The organism is Cupriavidus campinensis (assembly GCF_905397395.1).
Classification (GTDB): Bacteria; Pseudomonadota; Gammaproteobacteria; order Burkholderiales; family Burkholderiaceae; genus Cupriavidus; species Cupriavidus campinensis.
Genome location: NZ_CAJPVH010000005.1, coordinates 72,400 through 87,860 on the forward strand (window position 1 = coordinate 72,400; position 15,461 = coordinate 87,860).

A 15,461-nucleotide genomic window follows, 5' to 3' on the forward strand; every position below is an offset into this window, starting at 1 on the left:
TCCGACAGAGGGTGTCGGGCGCAGCCCTTGTTCCCCATACTGCCCTGCACCGGCCACAAGAGCCGTTCCTATAAGGGGTCAGACCATGTATGTCGCCGTCTCTTTCGTCGGGTACGTTCTCGCTTTCCTCATCGCCCTCATCGTCGCCGCGCGCTGGATCTCGCGTCATCATCCCGGCCTGCGCGATGCCGACGCCGACCGCCTCGCCCGCGCGGAGCCGCCCACCCGGCCGCTCATGCCAGACTGAATCCGCCGCCCTCCGGAACTTCCCCGCGCCGCCGAGAACCTATCGCCGGGCGGCCTTCTGCTGCACAATGCCCCGTTAGTCGCCACTTGCGCGGCAGCAGAAGAAAAAGGAACCAGGATGGCTACATCGAACAAACTGCCCGCATGGACCATCTGGTCGCCGCTGGCCGCGTGGGCCGCGTTTGGCCTCGGGCTGATGCTGCCGGGCCAGGGCTGGCTTGTTGCGATCATGGCTGCCGCGCTGGCCGGCGCGGTGTTTTCCGCGGTGCACCATGCCGAGGTGGTGGCCCACAAGGTGGGCGAGCCGTTCGGCACGCTGGTGCTGGCGATTGCGGTGACGGTGATCGAGGTGGCGCTGATCGTCTCGGTCATGCTGTCCGCCGGGCCGGAGAAGGCCGGACTGGCCCGAGACACCGTGTTCGCCGCCGTGATGATCATCTGCAACGGCATCGTCGGCATGTGCCTGTTCGTGGGCGGCCTGCACCACCGGGAGCAGGAATTCCAGGCGCCCGGCGCCAAGGCCGCGATGGCCGTGCTGGTGGCGCTGCTGGTGCGGACCATGGTGCTGCCCAATTTCACGAGCTCCACGCCGGGGCCGATGTTGACCTCGTCGCAACTGGCGTTCTCGGGGCTGATGTCGCTCGTGCTGTACGGCAGCTTCGTGTTCGTGCAGACGGTGCGGCATCGCGACTACTTCCTGGTGGAGAGCAGCGACGAAAACGTGCACGCGGAACCGCCGCCGGGGCGCGTGGCCGCGGCCAGTGGCGTGCTGCTGGTGGTGTGCCTGGTGGCCGTGGTGGGGCTGGCGAAGATGCTGTCGCCGTCCGTGGAGGCGGCGGTGGCCGCCGCGGGCCTGCCGCCCGCCGTGGTGGGCGTGGTGATCGCGGCGCTGGTGCTGCTGCCCGAGGGGCTCGCCGCGCTGCGCGCCGCGCGGCTGGACCGCCTCCAGACCAGCATGAACCTGGCGCTGGGTTCGGCGCTGGCCAGTATCGGCCTGACCATTCCCACCGTGGCGGTGGTCTTCATCGGCCTGGGCCGCCCGCTCGAACTGGGGCTGGGCCCCAAGGAGATGGTGCTGCTGTTCCTGACGATGATCGTCGCATCGCTGACGCTCGGCTCGGGCCGCACCACGATCCTGCAGGGCGTGGTGCACCTTGTGATCTTCGCCGCCTACCTGTTCCTCACCATCGTGCCCTGACGGGCGCGCGCCGCAGCCCTCAATCGGCGCGAATGCCCTTTTCCTTGATCAGGGCACCCCACTTGGTGGTTTCCTTCGCCAGGTGGTCGCGCAGCGCCGCCGGCGTGCTGCCGATGGGCTCCGCGCCGATGCCCGCCAGCCGCTGCTGCACGGCGGGCTTCTTCAGTGCCTCCAGCATGGCCTTGTTCAGCGCGTCGATGACCGGCTGGGGCGTCCTGGCCGGCACGAAGGCAGCGAACCACGGCGACAGCTCGTAGCCCGGCAGCCCCGCCTCGGCCAGCGTCGGCACGTTGGGCAGCGCCGAGGAACGCCTGGCGGTGGTCACGGCGATGGGCGTCAGCTTGCCGCTGTCGATCTGAGGCTTGGCCGAAGTGATGCTGTCGAACATGTAATCCACCTGCCCGCCGAGCAGGTCGGTCATGGCCGGGCCCGATCCCTTGTACGGGATATGGAGCAGGTCCACCTGCGCCATCGACGTGAACAGTTCCCCCGCCAGATGGATCGATGTGCCATTGCCAGCCGACGCGTAGGTGTACTTGCCCGGCCGCGCCTTGGCGCTGGCGATCACCTCCGCCACGGTCCTGGCCGGCGTCTTCGCCTTGTTGGCAACCAGCACGTTCGGCACCACGGCCAGCAGCGAGACCGGCGCGAAATCCTTGATCGGGTCGTAGCCAAGCTTGCCGTACAGCGCCGGATTGACCGCCATGCCGTTGGCCACGATCAACAGCGTGTAGCCGTCGGCCGGCGCACGTGCCACCAGTTCCGCGCCGATATTGCCGCCCGCGCCGGGGCGGTTTTCCACCACCACGGCCTGGCCGAGCGTCTTCGACATATCCTCGCCCAGCGTGCGGGCGATGTTGTCCATCGCGCCGCCGGCCGGGAACGGCACGATCCAGCGGATGGGATGGTCGGGATAGGCGGCGTGGGCGGTGCCCGCCGCCAGGGCGGCGGCGGCCAGCAGGGCCGACAGCAATGACCGGTTCAGGGATTTCATAGTCTCCATTCCTTCTTGTATATGTCGATGATGCGGGCGCCGCTCAGGCAACCCGGCGATAGTGCGCGAGCTTGTCCTCATCCAGCGCCAGCCCCAGGCCCGGGCCGGTGGGCAGGTGCAGCGCGAAGTCGCGGTAGGTGGGCCGCTCGGCCACGATGTCGTCCTTGAGCAGCAGCGGGCCGAACAGCTCGGTGCCCCAGGCCAGCTGCGGCAGCGTGCAGAAGCCATGCGCGGCGGCGATGGTGCCGACGCTGCCTTCCAGCATCGTGCCGCCATAGAGCGCGATGCCGGCCGCGTCGCCCACGGCCGCCGTGCGCAGCATGCCGAAGATGCCGCCGGACTTGGCGATCTTGAGCGCGAACACGTCGGCGGCGCCCAGCCGTGCCAGTTCCATCGCGTCTTCCGGGCCGGTCACGGCTTCGTCGGCCATGATCGGCACCACGAAGCGGGCCGCCAGCCGCGCCAGCGCCGTGCGGTGCTCGCGCGGGGTGGGCTGCTCGATCAGGTCGATGCCGGCCGCCTCCAGCATGGCGATGCCGGTGGCCGCGTCGGCCTCGTTCCACGCCTGATTCACGTCGACGGTCACGCGGGCGCGGTCGCCCAGCGCGCGCTTGATGGCGGAGACGTGCGCCACGTCGTCACGCACCGCGCGGCGGCCGATCTTGAGCTTGAACGTGTTGTGGCGGCGCTCGGCCAGCAGGCGCTCGGCTTCCTCGATGTCGCGGGCGGTGTCGCCGCTGGCCAGGGTCCAGAGCACCGGCAGCGTGTCGCGCACGGCACCCCCGAGCAGCGTGGCCAGCGGCACGTTCAGGCGCTTGCCCTGCCCGTCGAGCAGCGCGGTTTCCAGCGCGCTCTTGGCGAAGCGGTTGCCGCGCGCCACCTTGTTCAGCCGCGCCATCGCGCCGTGGACGTTGGTGGCGTCCTGGCCGATCAGCGCCGGGCCCAGGTAGGTGTCGATGGTCAGCTTGATGCCTTCGGGGCTTTCTTCCCCATAGGACAGCCCGCCAATGGTAGTGGCCTCGCCGATGCCCTCCACGCCGTCGCTGCAGCGCAGCCGCACGATCACCAGCGTCTGCTGCTGCATGGTCGCCATGGCCAGTTGGTGGGCCCGGATGGTCGGGAGATCGACCAGGATGGCCTCGATGCCGGTAATCGTCGTAGTCATACTTTCTCGATGCTTGGTATCAGTTGCAATCGAGCATACGCCTTGACTTTACTGGCGTCCAAGACCGATGATGTCTCGATTGATACCCTGTGGGTATGCATCGACCCTACCAAGGAGGCGCCATGGAACTCCGGCACCTGCGCTATTTCCAGACCGTCGCGCAGGAACTCAATGTGACGCGGGCGGCATCCCTGCTGCACATGGCCCAGCCGCCGCTGTCGCGCCAGATCCGCCAGTTCGAGGAGGAGGTGGGCGTGGCGCTGTTCGATCGCGTGGGCCGTGGCCTGAAGCTGACCGAGGCCGGCCGCTTCCTGCTCGAACAGTCGCTCCAGCTGACCCAGCGGCTGGAAGAAACACTGGAGGGTACGCGGCGCATCGGCCGTAACGAGAAGCGCTGGTTCGGCATCGGCTTCGTGCCTTCTGTGCTCTACGGCGTGCTGCCCGAGCTGATCCGCGTGCTGCGCGACGACGCCAGCCAGATCGAGGTGGGCCTGACCGAGATGATCACGGTGCAGCAGCTGGAGGCGCTCAAGTCTGGCCGCATCGACCTCGGCTTCGGCCGGCTGGCACTCAACGATCCGGCCATCGCGCAGCGCGTGGTCAGGGCGGAGGCGCTTGTGGCGGCGCTGCCCGCCAGCACCGCCGTGCCGGCCACGCCGCTGACGGCGGACGCGCTGGCCCGCCATCCGCTGATCCTCTACCCCGCCCGCCCCCGCCCCAGCTACGCGGACCACGTGCTGTCGCTGTTCCGCGCGCAGGGGCTGCAACCCCACGTCGTGCAGGAAGCCAACGAGTTGCAGACGGCGCTGGGGCTGGTGGCGGCGGGCATCGGCATCACGCTGGTGCCGTCGTCCGTGCAGCGGCTGCATCGGGACGATGTGCGCTACGTGCCGGTGGACGCCGCCGGCTTCGTCTCGCCCGTGATCATGAGCTACCGCGCCGGCGACGTGTCGCCGTACCTGCTGCGGGCGGTGGAATGGGTGATGCGGCAGCGCGGGGAATGACCGGCGTTGCGCACGAGGCGCCGGGCTAGCTGCCCTACCCGGCGGCGTGCAGCCGCGCCAGCAGGCGGCGGCCGGCGTCGATCGATGCCACGTCCGGCACCATCTGGTAGCGCACGATCATCCCCTCGATGCAGACCATGGCTTCCTCCGCCACGGCCTCGGGGTCACGCAGCCTCAGCTCGCGGGCCACGTTCGCCACGAATTCGGCGAGCGATTTCTTGTGTTCCACCGCGTGCCCGGCCAGCCGGGGGTCATCCCCGGCGCCACCACCCGCCTCGGCCACCACGTTGATGAAGGCGCAGCCCCGGTAGTCGTCCGACTGGAACCACTCCGCCAGGGCATCGGCCAGCACATCGAGGTTCGGCCGTTCCTTCAGCCGGCGCCGCACGGCGGCCTCGAACCACGCCATCCAGTTGTCATGCCGGCGGGCCAGGAAGGCCGAGATCAGGTCGTTCTTCGAAGCAAAGTGCCGGTATAGCGACATTTTCGCCACGCCGGACTCGGCAATGATCTTGTCGATGCCGGTGGCGCGATAGCCGTCGCGGTAGAACAGCCGTGCGGCGGTGTCGAGAATGCGGTCGCGGGCGGAGGGAGTGGCCATGGCGGTGCGGAGGTCAGGTGCGGAAGTCAGGTGCGGATGGCCACCATTATAGAAGACAGACCTGTCTACAACCTGCCGATTACCCAAACCCCTGCCACCCCTCACAGCACCACGAAGGCGAACCACAGCACCACCGGCGCGATGATCGTGATCAGCGCGCCATAGACCATCAGCTTGCGGAAGAAGGCCTGCCGGTCCACGCCCTGCGCGTTGGCCAGCACGAGCGCGCCGTTGGTCGAGAACGGGCTCACATCGACGATGGTCGACGACACGGCCATCGCGGCGATAAAGCCGATCGCGCTGACATCCGAGCCCTGCTGCAGGAACGGCACCGCGAGCGGGATCAGCGACCCCAGCACGGCCGTGGACGACGCGAACGCCGATACCACCGCGCCCACAAAGCACAGCAGCAGCGCAGCCATCAGCGGCGAGGTCAGGTTCGCCACGCTGTGGCCGACGAAGTCGATCGTGCCCATCTTGTCCATCACGCCAACGAAGGTGCTGACGCCGACGATCAGCATGATCTCGGGCCAGGAGACCTGGCCCAGCGCCCGCTTCTGCAGCTCCGGGGCGATCAGCGTGAGCGCCAGCGCGATGGTCAGGGAGACGAAACCGATATCGAGCTTGAAATAGAGCGTCAGCACGGCCAGCGCCACCAGACCAGCCACCGTCAGGTACTGGTAGAGGCCGGCCGGGGTCTCGGGGCTGCTGGCCGCGCTGCCGGCGGCATCGCTGCCCCCCTCCAGCATCGATCCCCGGTCGCGCGTCATGGTCTTGTGCTCCTCCGTGCCCGCCTCGGCCTCGGCATCGCCATAGATCTGCGCGCCCTGTGCCGCCACCGTGCAGGCGCCGAAGGGATGCGGCATGGCCAGCGCGCCGCCGGCCGCCTGGGGTGCTGCCGCGGGCTGGGTCGATGTTGCCGACTGGCGCATCAGCCGCAGGCCGCCAAAGGCCACGAACAGCCCCGCCGCCACGGCGAGGTTCACGCCGAAGCTGGCGAAGGCCGTCGCCATCTCGCTCAGCGGCAGCCCGGCCTTCTGCACGATCTTGTTGGTGATGCCGCCGTAGATGCTGATCGGCGAGAAGCCGCCGCCCTGCGCGCCATGGATCACCATCAGCCCCATCAGCAGCGGGTTGATGCCATAGCGCGCGGCAAAGCCCAGCGCAATCGGCGCGATGATCGCCACGGCTGCGGGACTGACCGCGCCAACCGAGGTCAGCAACGCCGCGATCAGGAACATGATCCACGGAATCGCCGCGATCCGGCCGCCCACGGCACGCACCGCCAGCCGCACCAGCCAGTCGATGGTGCCGTTGTTCTGCGCCACGGCGAACAGGTAGGTAATGCCAACCAGCGTCAGGAACAGGTCGGCCGGAAAGCCGGCGAGGATGGTCTTGGCCGGCATGGCGGCCACCCAGGTGCCCACCAGGAACGCGCCGACGAAGGCGAGCGCCCCCATGTTGACCGGCAGGACCGTGGCGACGACGAACATCAGTCCCAGGACTGAGATGGCAATCAAATGTTGCGACATAGCGGCTCCATCGCGGCAGGCATGCATCGGCGCACCCCGCTTGGTAGGGAAGGCATGGGAATGGCATCGGCAGGACTGCCGGGGGGATTCGCCGCTAAGGCAAACGCTGGCGGGGGCTGGCGGTCACGAGTTGTCTCCGGGTGGATGGGGTCGCGTCCGGAACACTTCCGCCCGGCGCGCCGCTGATCTGGTTGTGATCCCACAATACGGCGGCGGGCGGCAGGCATCAATTAAGGTACTGGTCCAATCCTTACGGTAACCGGAACAGCGCTCGGGGAGACCGCCGCATCACAAAGCGCGTGTAGGCGCCGGGAGGATTGCGGCCCCCCCGCTGGCGAGAGAGAATCAATCGGCCATTCCCCTGCCGGCCAACCTTCAGGAGCACGCGATGGACCTGTCCTTCCACCATTTCTCCGACCTGTTCGCACAGCTCGGCCTGCCCGCCGAAGAGGCCGATATCCGCGCCTTCATCACCACGCATTCCCCGCTCGCCGACGACCTCGAACTCTGGGAGGCACCGTTCTGGACACCCGCGCAGGCAACGCTGCTGCGCGACGAGTACATGGAGGACGCCGACTGGGCGGAGATGGTGGACCAGTTGAATCTGGCGTTGCGGGGGGCGCCGGTCCCGGGGGCTTGAGTCGAGCGCCTGAAGGCGGCAGCCGGCCGGTATATCATCGGCCCTTCCGCAACACCTCCGGCCCCTTCACGATGTTCCAGCTTTCCGACGATCTCTGCGCCGCCCCGAAGTCTGACCAGTACGCCACGCTGGTGGACATGGCGCGCGGGCTTCTTGCCGATGAGCGCGACCTGATCGCCAATGCCGCGAATTTCTCGGCGCTGGTCTACCACTCGCTGGCCGACCTGAACTGGGCCGGTTTCTATTTCTACGATGGCACCGAACTGGTGGTGGGCCCCTTCCAGGGCAAGCCGGCCTGCGTACGCATCGCCATCGGGCGCGGTGTCTGCGGCACGGCGGCGCAGACGCGCGCCACGCAACTGGTGCGCGATGTCCACGCCTTCCCCGGTCATATAGCCTGCGATGCGGCCTCGCGCTCGGAAATCGTGGTGCCGCTGTTTGCACCCGATGGCACGCTGATTGGCGTGTGGGACGTCGACAGCCCCCGCGAAGCCCGCTTCGACGAAGCGGACCAGGCGGGCATGGAAGCGCTGTGCGCGGTGTTCGTCGAACTCGCCTGGGCGCGCCGCATCGAGGGCTGAACACCCGATCACGTCATCGGCGCGCCCTGGCGGCGGGCGTTACCTCATGCCAGCCGCTTCAACAAGGCCGCTGCCCCTGCCGCCGAGGACGCCGGGTTCTGGCCCGTGATGAGCAGGCCATCCTCGACCACGTAGGGTGCCCAGTCATCCCCCTTGGAATAGAGGCCGCCCTTGGCTTTCAGTTCGTCCTCCACCAGGAACGGCACCACCTGCGTCAGCCCCACGGCGGCTTCCTCGGTGTTGGTGAAGCCCGTGACCTTCTTGCCCTGCACCAGCGGCTTGCCGTCGGACGTCACCACATGCCGCAGCACGCCCGGCGCATGGCAGACCAGTGCCACGGGCTTGCCGGCGGCAATGAACGACTCGATCAGCGCGATCGAGTGCTTGTCTTCGGCCAGATCCCACATCGGGCCATGGCCGCCCGGATAGAACACCGTGTCGAAATCCGCCTGCGAGACGGAATCCAGCCGCACGGTGGCGGCAAGCTGCGCCTTGGCGGCCGCGTCGGCCTCGAACCGATGCGTGAGTTCCGTCTGGAAATCCGGCTCGTTGCTCTTGGGGTCCAGTGGCGGCTGGCCACCCTTGGGCGAGGCCAGGACGATGTCAGCGCCCGCATCCTTGAAGGCGTAATACGGTGCGGCCAGCTCTTCAAGCCAGAAACCCGTCTTGCGGCCGGTATTGCCGAGTTGGTCATGCGAGGTCAGGACCATCAGGATCTTCATCATGTTTCTCCGTTGAGCGAAAGTGGGGGTCTACCTGTCGGCCGGCTGGTTCACCTGGCCGGTGTATCTGGCGAGATGAATTTCGACATCGGGCGCTTCCTGTAGCCCCAGCTCCATGAGCCGGCCGATATTCCGCTGGGCGGCGGGCCGCTGGACGGAGGCGATGAATCGATCCCACTCCGCTGCGATGTCCTCATCCGGCGGCAGGCTGGCCACATCGACCAGATGCTTGATTTCGGAGATGGAGGTCTTGTCGAACGACGCTATGCGCCGCGCCAGTCCATCGACGAAGGCATCCAGTTCGGCATCTGGCAGCGCGCGATTCACGTAGCCGTATTGCTCGGCCAGCGCGCCGTCGATATCGGCGCCACTGAGCAGCACCTCCAGCGCCCGCCCCCGCCCCATCAGCCGTGGCAGGCGCGCCATGGGCCCGCCTCCGGGCACAAAACCCGCGCCAATCTCGAACTGCGAGAGCACCGCCTTCTCCCGGCTGGCAAACCGCATGTCGCAGGCCAGCGCCAGTTCGCTGCCCACGCCCGTGGCACGGCCGCGGATCGACGCGATGGACACCACCGGGGCCCGGCTCAGGCGGACCAGCATGTCGGGCAACGGTGGCATGCCGGTCGGCCCGGGCGCCATGCGGGTGGTGACCTCGAGCGGCGGCACGAAATCGTAGTGGGTCAGGAAGAAGCCCGGCACGGCACTATCGAACACCACCACCTTCAGGTCCGCAGCGCTTTCGAGCTCGGTCATGACCTGGTTCAGCTGCGGCATGGATTCCGGACCATAGATATTGAATGGCGGATGGTCGACCGTGACACGCCAGTAGGCTGGTGTCACGCGCGTGATGTGGAATTGCTGCGTCATCGTTGCACCCTGAGTCGATGCCTGATCCTCGAAGCCATTCCCGGTACGGGCCAGGCAGGATGCCGGGTGGCGCTCGCACCTGTCGTGGCGCCACCCCTTGGCGGCTCTCGCGCGTGAAGAGCCAGATGATTATAGGAAGCGATTTTCGGTATGCCAGGCGATCAGCGAGCGCACCCTTCAGGTGCAAAGCCAGTGCGCTGGGTCGGGCAGGTATGCCACAGGCTGAAGGACCAGGGCATGGATGTCGCATCGCAAATATGGACTAATAGTCACATAATCATACTATTCCCCAATGGTGCCGCAGCGGCGTCGGCGTATCTTCACGCGATACCTGCGTCCGCAGGAATGCGCTACATGATGCTTCGGGGTAATGGGTAACGGACTGCAGATCTTGTGGGACGACGGCGAGCGTGTCTTCTATCGAGGACGGCGCCCGGACGAGGCCGGCGGCGATTTCCTGCTGGCACGGCCCGCTGCGGAACAGCCATCGCCGGCCAGCCTGGACCGCCTTGGCCACGAATATCGCCTGAAGGACGAACTGGACAGCGCCTGGGCAATCCGGCCGCTGGAACTGGTGCGAGAGGCCGGCCAGACTGTGCTGGTGCTCGAGGATCCGGGTGGCGAGCCGCTCTCGCGCCTGCTTGGCGCGCCGATGGAGATCGGGGCATTCCTGCGCCACGCAGTGCACATCGCCAGCGCGCTATGCGGGCTCCACCAGCGCGGGCTGCTTCACAAGGACCTGAAGCCGACCCATATCGTCGTGAACTGCGCCGACGGGCAGGCACGGCTCACCGGCTTCGGCCTGGCCTCGCGCCTGCCGCGCGAGCGCCAGGCGCCCAAGCCGCCCGAGACCATCGCCGGCACGCTGGCCTACATGGCACCCGAGCAGACCGGGCGGATGAACCGGTCGATCGATTCGCGCAGCGACCTCTACGCGTTCGGCGTCACGCTCTACCAGATGCTGACCGGCGCGCTGCCGTTCACCGCCACGGACCCGATGGAGTGGATACACTGCCACATCGCCAAGATGCCGGTGTCGCCGCGCGCGCGGCAGGAAACCGTACCGGCGACGATTTCGCGCATCGTCATGAAGCTGCTCGCCAAGACGGCCGAGGAGCGCTACCAGACCGCCGTCGGGCTGGAGCACGACCTGCGCCGCTGCCTGGAAGACTGGGAGCGCCAGCGCCGCATCGAGGACTTCCCGCTCGACGCGCACGGCACGCACGACCGCCTGCTGATTCCCGAGAAGCTGTACGGGCGCGAGCACGAAGTGCGCACCCTGATCGACGCGTTCAACCGGGTAGTCGGCACCGGCACGCCGGAACTGGTGCTGGTGTCCGGCTACTCCGGCATCGGCAAATCCTCCGTCGTCAACGAGTTGCACCGGGCGCTGGTGCCGCCGCGCGCGCTGTTTGCATCTGGCAAGTTCGACCAGTACAAGCGCGATATTCCGTACGCCACGCTGGTGCAGGCCTTCCAGGGCCTGGTGCGGATGCTGCTCGGCAAGTCCGATGCGGAGCTGGAGCGCTGGCGCAGCGCCCTGCTGGCAGCGCTGGGGCCGAATGCGGGGCTGATGACCGATCTCATTCCCGAGCTGAAGCTCATCATCGGCGAGCCGCCTCCGGTACCCGAGCTTGAGCCGCAGCAGGCGCAACGCCGCTTCCTGCTGGTATTCCGCGCGTTTCTCGGCGCATTCGCCCGCCCGGAACACCCGCTCGCGTTGTTTCTGGACGATCTGCAATGGCTGGACGCCGCCACACTGGACCTGATCGAAGACCTGCTGACGCACGCGGACCTGCGCTACCTGCTGCTGGTGGGTGCGTACCGCGACAACGAGGTCGGTGCCGCCCATCCGCTGACGGGCAAGCTGCAGGCCATCCGCAACGCGGGCGCGCGCGTCGATGACATCCAGCTGGCGCCGCTTGCCAGCGCGCATATCAGTCAGCTGCTCGCGGAGGCGCTGCATGGGGAGCCGGCACGGATCGAGCCCCTGGCACAACTGGTGCATGAAAAGACCGCCGGCAATCCGTTCTTCGTGATCCGGTTCCTGCACGCGCTGGTCGACGAAGACCTGCTCACCCCGGACCACGCCACGCGGCAATGGCGCTGGGACCCGGCGCGCATCCACGCCAAGGGCTACACCGACAACGTCGTGGCCCTGTTGGTCGGCAAGCTGGCCAAGCTGCCGGCGCCGACGCAGCAGGCGCTGCAGCAGCTATCCTGCCTCGGCAACGCTGCCGAGATCACGACGCTGGCGGCGGTGCTCGGCATGCCCGAGGTGCAGATCCACACAGTACTGTGGGAGGCGATTCGCCAGGAACTGGTGATCCGGCAGGAAACCACCTATGCGTTCGTGCACGACCGCGTGCATGAAGCCGCCTACACGCTGATTCCCGAGGCCCTGCGCAGCGAGGCGCATTTGCGGATCGGCCGGCTGTTGGCCGCCCGCACGCCGCCGGCGCAACGCGACGAGGCAATCTTCGAAATCGTCGGCCACCTCAATCGCGGCGCCGCACTGATCACGGCGTGCGCCGAACGCGAGCAGCTGGCCGAATTCAACCTGCTCGCAGGCCAGCGCGCCAAGGCGTCCACCGCCTATGCCTCCGCGGTGGCGTATCTCGGCGCCGGCGCCAGCCTGCTGCAGGACGGCGGTTGGCAACACCACTATGACCTGATGTTTGCGCTGGAATCGAACCGGGCCCAGTGTGAATTCCTGATCGGCCAGCTGACCGCCGCCGAAACGCGCTTCATGACGTTGGCCGAGCGCGCCGTGAACGTGGTCGAACGTCTGGAGATCGCCTGCTGGCAGATGGATCTGTACCTGATTCTCGGCCAGGGCGACCGCGCGGTCGCGGATTGCCTCGCCCTGCTCCGTCAGGTGGGCATCGAATGGTCGCCCCAGCCGGACGAGATCGCGGTACGTCACGAATACGCGCGCATCTGGTCGCTGCTCGGTGACCGGCCAATCGAGACCCTGATCGATCTTCCACCAATGGAAGACCCGGTCGCCCTCGCCACGATCCAGGCGCTGGCCAAGCTTTCCTCGCCCGCCCTGCATACGGCCCGCGAGGATGGCAACCTGGCCTGGCTGACGATCTGCAAGGCGATCAGCCTCAGCCTCGAGCACGGCAATACCGATGCGTCGTGCGTGGCCTATACCAACTTCGCCAGGGTGACCGGGCGGATTTTCGGAGACTATCAGGCGGGATTCCGGTTCGGGGAACTCGGCTGCCAGCTCGTCGAGCGACGCGGCCTCAAGCGCTATGAAGCGCGCACCTACCTGTCGTTCTCCGTGTTTGTTGCACGCTGGTCGCAACCGGTGCGCACGTGCGGCGAGCAACTGCAGCGTGCGTTCGACGCGGCGAACCGCGTCGGCGATATTCCGTCCGGCGCATTCACGCGCAACAACCTGCTGTCGGACCTGCTTTTTGCCGGTGAGCCCCTGCCCGCGCTACAGAGCGAAGCCGAACGCGGCCTGGCGTATGCCCGACAGGTGCGCTTCGGCATTGCCATCGGCTTCAGCGAGACCCAGCTGGCGCTGATCCACATGCTGCGCGGCATCACCCCGACCTTCGGCTGCCTCGATGGCGAACACTTCAACGAAAGCCGCATCGAACAGCGCTTATCGACAGCGTCTCCGGTCTTCGCCTGCTGGTACTGGATCCGGAAACTCCAGGCGCGCTATCTTGCCGGCGACTGCGCAGCGGCGATGGAGGCCGCTGCCCATGCCAAGGCGCGGCTCTGGAGCTCGCACGCGTTCCTCGAGGAAGCCGAGTACTACCTCTACGGCGCGCTGGCCCGGGCTGACCTCTGCGGCACGCTCCCGGCCGGCGACCGACCGCCGCATCTGCACATCCTGGCCGACCATCATCGTGAACTGCGGGTCTGGGCGGATCTCTGCCCCCAGAACTTCGCCTGCCACGCCGCGCTCGTGGCCGCCGAGATCGCCCGCGTCGAAGGCCGCGACATCGATGCGGAACACCGCTACGAGGAGGCCATCCGCGTGGCGCGCGACGACGGCTTCCTCAACATCGAAGCCCTGGCGAACGAACTCGCGGCCCGTTTCTACGCGGCGCGCGGCTTTGAGAAGATCGCGCGGGCGTATCTGCGGGACGCCCACTACGGCTACCTGCGTTGGGGGGCGGATGGGAAGGCCCGCCAGCTCGAGGCACAGCATCCGTACCTGCGCGCGGAGGCCGCCACGCCCGGCGCGACGAACACGATGGCCACACCGGTCGACCAGCTGGACCTCGCCACCGTGATCAAGGTGACGCAGGCCGCCTCGGGCGAGATCGTGCTGGAAAAGCTGATCGACATGATCCTGCGCACCGCCATCGAACAGGCCGGGGCGGAACGCGGCCTGTTGATCCTGTCAGACGGCGGCGCACAGCGGATTGCCGCGGAAGCCACCAGCGACGCGACCCGCCTGCATCCGCACGATGTGCCGGTCAGCGCGGCGATCCTGCCGGCGTCCGTGCTCAACCACGTGATGCGCACGCGGGAGCCCCTCTTTCTGGACGACGCTGCGGCCGAACCGCCCTATGCCGCCGACCCGTACATCCGCCAGCATCGCGCCCGCTCCATCCTCTGCGTGCCGCTGATGACCCAGGCCAAGCTCACGGGCGCGCTCTACCTCGAGAACAATCTGGCGGCACGGGTATTCAGTCCGTCACGCATTGCGGTATTGCGGCTGGTGGCCTCACAGGCCGCGATCTCGCTGGAGAACGCGCGCCTGTATCGCGACGTTGCCGAGCGCGAGGCCAGGATCCGGCGGCTTGTGGAGGCCAATATCATCGGCATCGCCGTCTGGCGCGACGATGGAGAGATCCTGGAAGCCAACGACGCGTTTCTTCACATGGTGGGATACGCGCGGACGGATCTGGTCTCGGGCCACTTCCGCTGGCGGGACCTGACGCCGCCGGACATGCAACAGGACACCGATCGAGCCGCGGCAGCGCTGATCCTGACGGGGCGCGTGCCGCCGCTGGAGACGGAGTACCTCTGCAAGGACGGCAGCCGGGTACCGGTCATCGTCGGCCTGGCGACGTTCGAACCCGGCGGGCGGGATGGCGTCGCCTTCGTGCTGGACCTGACCGAGCAGAAGCAGGCCGAAGACAGGGTGCGCGAGAGCGAACGGCGCTATCGCGAGGTGCAGACGGAACTGGCGCACGCCAACCGCGTGGCCACCATGGGGCAGCTCGCAGCCTCCATCGCGCATGAAGTGAATCAACCGATTGCCGCGACCGTGACCAACGCCCAGGCCGCGACGCGCTGGCTCAACCTGCCGCGCCCCGACCTCGACGAAGTCCGGCTCGCGCTGGAGCGCATCGTCAAGGATGCCAATCGCGCGGCGGATGTGCTCGGCCGGATTCGGCAAATGATCAGGAAGGCGCCGCCCGGCAAGGAACGGGTGGACATCAACGCCGCCATCCGCGAGGTGGTCGCGCTCACCGGCGGCGAAGCGAGGCAGAGCCACGCCCGGGTGGAGATGCAGCTTGCGCGCGACCTGCCCGCCATCGAGGGCGAGCGCGTGGCGTTGCAGCAGGTGCTGCTCAACCTGATCGTCAATGCGATCGAGGCCATGCTTGGCGTCAGCGAGGCCGAACGGCATCTGCTGATTGCCACGGGCTATACGGCCGAAGGCTGCGTCCTCGTTACCGTGCGGGATTCCGGCCCGGGCTTCGGCAGCCTGAACCCTGCCGGCATATTTGCGCCCTTCTATACCACCAAGCCCTCTGGCCTGGGCATGGGGTTGTCCATCTGCCAGTCGATCATCGACGCGCACGGCGGCCGGCTATGGGCCAGCGAGCACGCACCGCGCGGCGCCCTCATCCAGTTCACGGTGCCCGTGCAGTCCGGAGCGTCGCGAATGCCTTGCCTTCAGGACCCGCCGAACCAGTTGTAGCCCTGA

12 protein-coding genes are annotated in these 15,461 nt (G+C 67.6%); 6 read left to right on the top strand and 6 right to left on the bottom strand.

Going from position 1 to position 15,461, the window contains the following annotated elements:
• Window positions 1–85 precede the first annotated feature (85 nt).
• The gene (locus KHO18_RS04885; RefSeq protein ID WP_186296778.1) at window positions 86–247 is read left to right on the top strand and encodes a hypothetical protein; all 162 of its coding nucleotides are present in this window, start codon (window positions 86–88) and stop codon (window positions 245–247) included.
• 117 nt (window positions 248–364) lie between these two features.
• Entirely contained in the window at window positions 365–1,444 is a 1,080-nt protein-coding gene (locus KHO18_RS04890; RefSeq protein WP_211942858.1) for a calcium:cation antiporter, read from the top strand.
• 19 nt (window positions 1,445–1,463) lie between these two features.
• On the opposite strand, the gene KHO18_RS04895 is transcribed toward KHO18_RS04890, so the two are convergent.
• Both KHO18_RS04895 and KHO18_RS04900 read right to left on the bottom strand, forming a co-directional pair.
• The gene (locus tag KHO18_RS04895; protein ID WP_144196564.1) at window positions 1,464–2,438 is read right to left on the bottom strand and encodes a tripartite tricarboxylate transporter substrate binding protein; all 975 of its coding nucleotides are present in this window, start codon (window positions 2,436–2,438) and stop codon (window positions 1,464–1,466) included.
• Window positions 2,439–2,481: 43 nt separating this feature from the next.
• On the bottom strand, window positions 2,482–3,603 hold the full coding sequence (locus KHO18_RS04900; protein ID WP_211942859.1) for a muconate/chloromuconate family cycloisomerase: 1,122 nt from the start codon (window positions 3,601–3,603) through the stop codon (window positions 2,482–2,484).
• A 122-nt stretch (window positions 3,604–3,725) separates the two neighbouring features.
• Between KHO18_RS04900 and KHO18_RS04905 the strand changes: the two genes are divergently transcribed.
• The gene (locus KHO18_RS04905) at window positions 3,726–4,607 is read left to right on the top strand and encodes a LysR family transcriptional regulator (RefSeq protein ID WP_144196562.1); all 882 of its coding nucleotides are present in this window, start codon (window positions 3,726–3,728) and stop codon (window positions 4,605–4,607) included.
• Between the two features lie 34 nt (window positions 4,608–4,641).
• Here the strand turns inward: KHO18_RS04905 and KHO18_RS04910 are convergent, their stop codons facing one another.
• Together KHO18_RS04910 and KHO18_RS04915 are read right to left on the bottom strand one after the other, a co-directional pair.
• Window positions 4,642–5,208 carry a TetR/AcrR family transcriptional regulator gene (locus KHO18_RS04910; RefSeq protein WP_144196561.1) on the bottom strand — a complete coding sequence of 189 codons (567 nt, stop codon included), beginning with the start codon at window positions 5,206–5,208 and terminating at the stop codon, window positions 4,642–4,644.
• A 101-nt stretch (window positions 5,209–5,309) separates the two neighbouring features.
• Window positions 5,310–6,740, bottom strand: a complete 1,431-nt coding sequence (locus KHO18_RS04915; RefSeq protein ID WP_144196560.1) for an SLC13 family permease — start codon at window positions 6,738–6,740, stop codon at window positions 5,310–5,312.
• A 388-nt stretch (window positions 6,741–7,128) separates the two neighbouring features.
• On the opposite strand from KHO18_RS04915, the gene KHO18_RS04920 reads away from it, so the two are divergent.
• Window positions 7,129–7,380 carry a DUF2789 domain-containing protein gene (locus tag KHO18_RS04920; RefSeq protein ID WP_144196559.1) on the top strand — a complete coding sequence of 84 codons (252 nt, stop codon included), beginning with the start codon at window positions 7,129–7,131 and terminating at the stop codon, window positions 7,378–7,380.
• Window positions 7,381–7,451: 71 nt separating this feature from the next.
• Window positions 7,452–7,961, top strand: coding sequence for a GAF domain-containing protein (locus tag KHO18_RS04925; RefSeq protein WP_211942860.1), 510 nt, complete (start codon window positions 7,452–7,454; stop codon window positions 7,959–7,961).
• Between the two features lie 44 nt (window positions 7,962–8,005).
• Here the strand turns inward: KHO18_RS04925 and KHO18_RS04930 are convergent, their stop codons facing one another.
• Window positions 8,006–8,683, bottom strand: coding sequence for a type 1 glutamine amidotransferase domain-containing protein (locus tag KHO18_RS04930; RefSeq protein ID WP_144196800.1), 678 nt, complete (start codon window positions 8,681–8,683; stop codon window positions 8,006–8,008).
• A gap of 30 nt (window positions 8,684–8,713) precedes the next feature.
• Window positions 8,714–9,550: an enoyl-CoA hydratase/isomerase family protein gene (locus KHO18_RS04935; protein WP_144196557.1), complete on the bottom strand. Its 837-nt coding sequence runs from the start codon at window positions 9,548–9,550 to the stop codon at window positions 8,714–8,716.
• A gap of 370 nt (window positions 9,551–9,920) precedes the next feature.
• Between KHO18_RS04935 and KHO18_RS04940 the strand changes: the two genes are divergently transcribed.
• Window positions 9,921–15,455 carry a trifunctional serine/threonine-protein kinase/ATP-binding protein/sensor histidine kinase gene (locus tag KHO18_RS04940; protein WP_211942861.1) on the top strand — a complete coding sequence of 1,845 codons (5,535 nt, stop codon included), beginning with the start codon at window positions 9,921–9,923 and terminating at the stop codon, window positions 15,453–15,455.
• The last annotated feature ends 6 nt before the right edge of the window (window positions 15,456–15,461 follow it).

Bases quoted from the DNA above. Each gene is read 5' to 3' on its own strand.
- KHO18_RS04910 (WP_144196561.1), bottom strand. From the start codon at position 5,208: ATGGCCACTCCCTCCGCCCGCGACCGCATTCTCGACACCGCCGCACGG.
- KHO18_RS04940 (WP_211942861.1), top strand. From the start codon at position 9,921: ATGGGTAACGGACTGCAGATCTTGTGGGACGACGGCGAGCGTGTCTTC.
- KHO18_RS04890 (WP_211942858.1), top strand. From the start codon at position 365: ATGGCTACATCGAACAAACTGCCCGCATGGACCATCTGGTCGCCGCTG.
- KHO18_RS04935 (WP_144196557.1), bottom strand. From the start codon at position 9,550: ATGACGCAGCAATTCCACATCACGCGCGTGACACCAGCCTACTGGCGT.
- KHO18_RS04905 (WP_144196562.1), top strand. From the start codon at position 3,726: ATGGAACTCCGGCACCTGCGCTATTTCCAGACCGTCGCGCAGGAACTC.
- KHO18_RS04900 (WP_211942859.1), bottom strand. From the start codon at position 3,603: ATGACTACGACGATTACCGGCATCGAGGCCATCCTGGTCGATCTCCCG.
- KHO18_RS04920 (WP_144196559.1), top strand. From the start codon at position 7,129: ATGGACCTGTCCTTCCACCATTTCTCCGACCTGTTCGCACAGCTCGGC.
- KHO18_RS04885 (WP_186296778.1), top strand. From the start codon at position 86: ATGTATGTCGCCGTCTCTTTCGTCGGGTACGTTCTCGCTTTCCTCATC.
- KHO18_RS04930 (WP_144196800.1), bottom strand. From the start codon at position 8,683: ATGAAGATCCTGATGGTCCTGACCTCGCATGACCAACTCGGCAATACC.
- KHO18_RS04895 (WP_144196564.1), bottom strand. From the start codon at position 2,438: ATGAAATCCCTGAACCGGTCATTGCTGTCGGCCCTGCTGGCCGCCGCC.
- KHO18_RS04925 (WP_211942860.1), top strand. From the start codon at position 7,452: ATGTTCCAGCTTTCCGACGATCTCTGCGCCGCCCCGAAGTCTGACCAG.
- KHO18_RS04915 (WP_144196560.1), bottom strand. From the start codon at position 6,740: ATGTCGCAACATTTGATTGCCATCTCAGTCCTGGGACTGATGTTCGTC.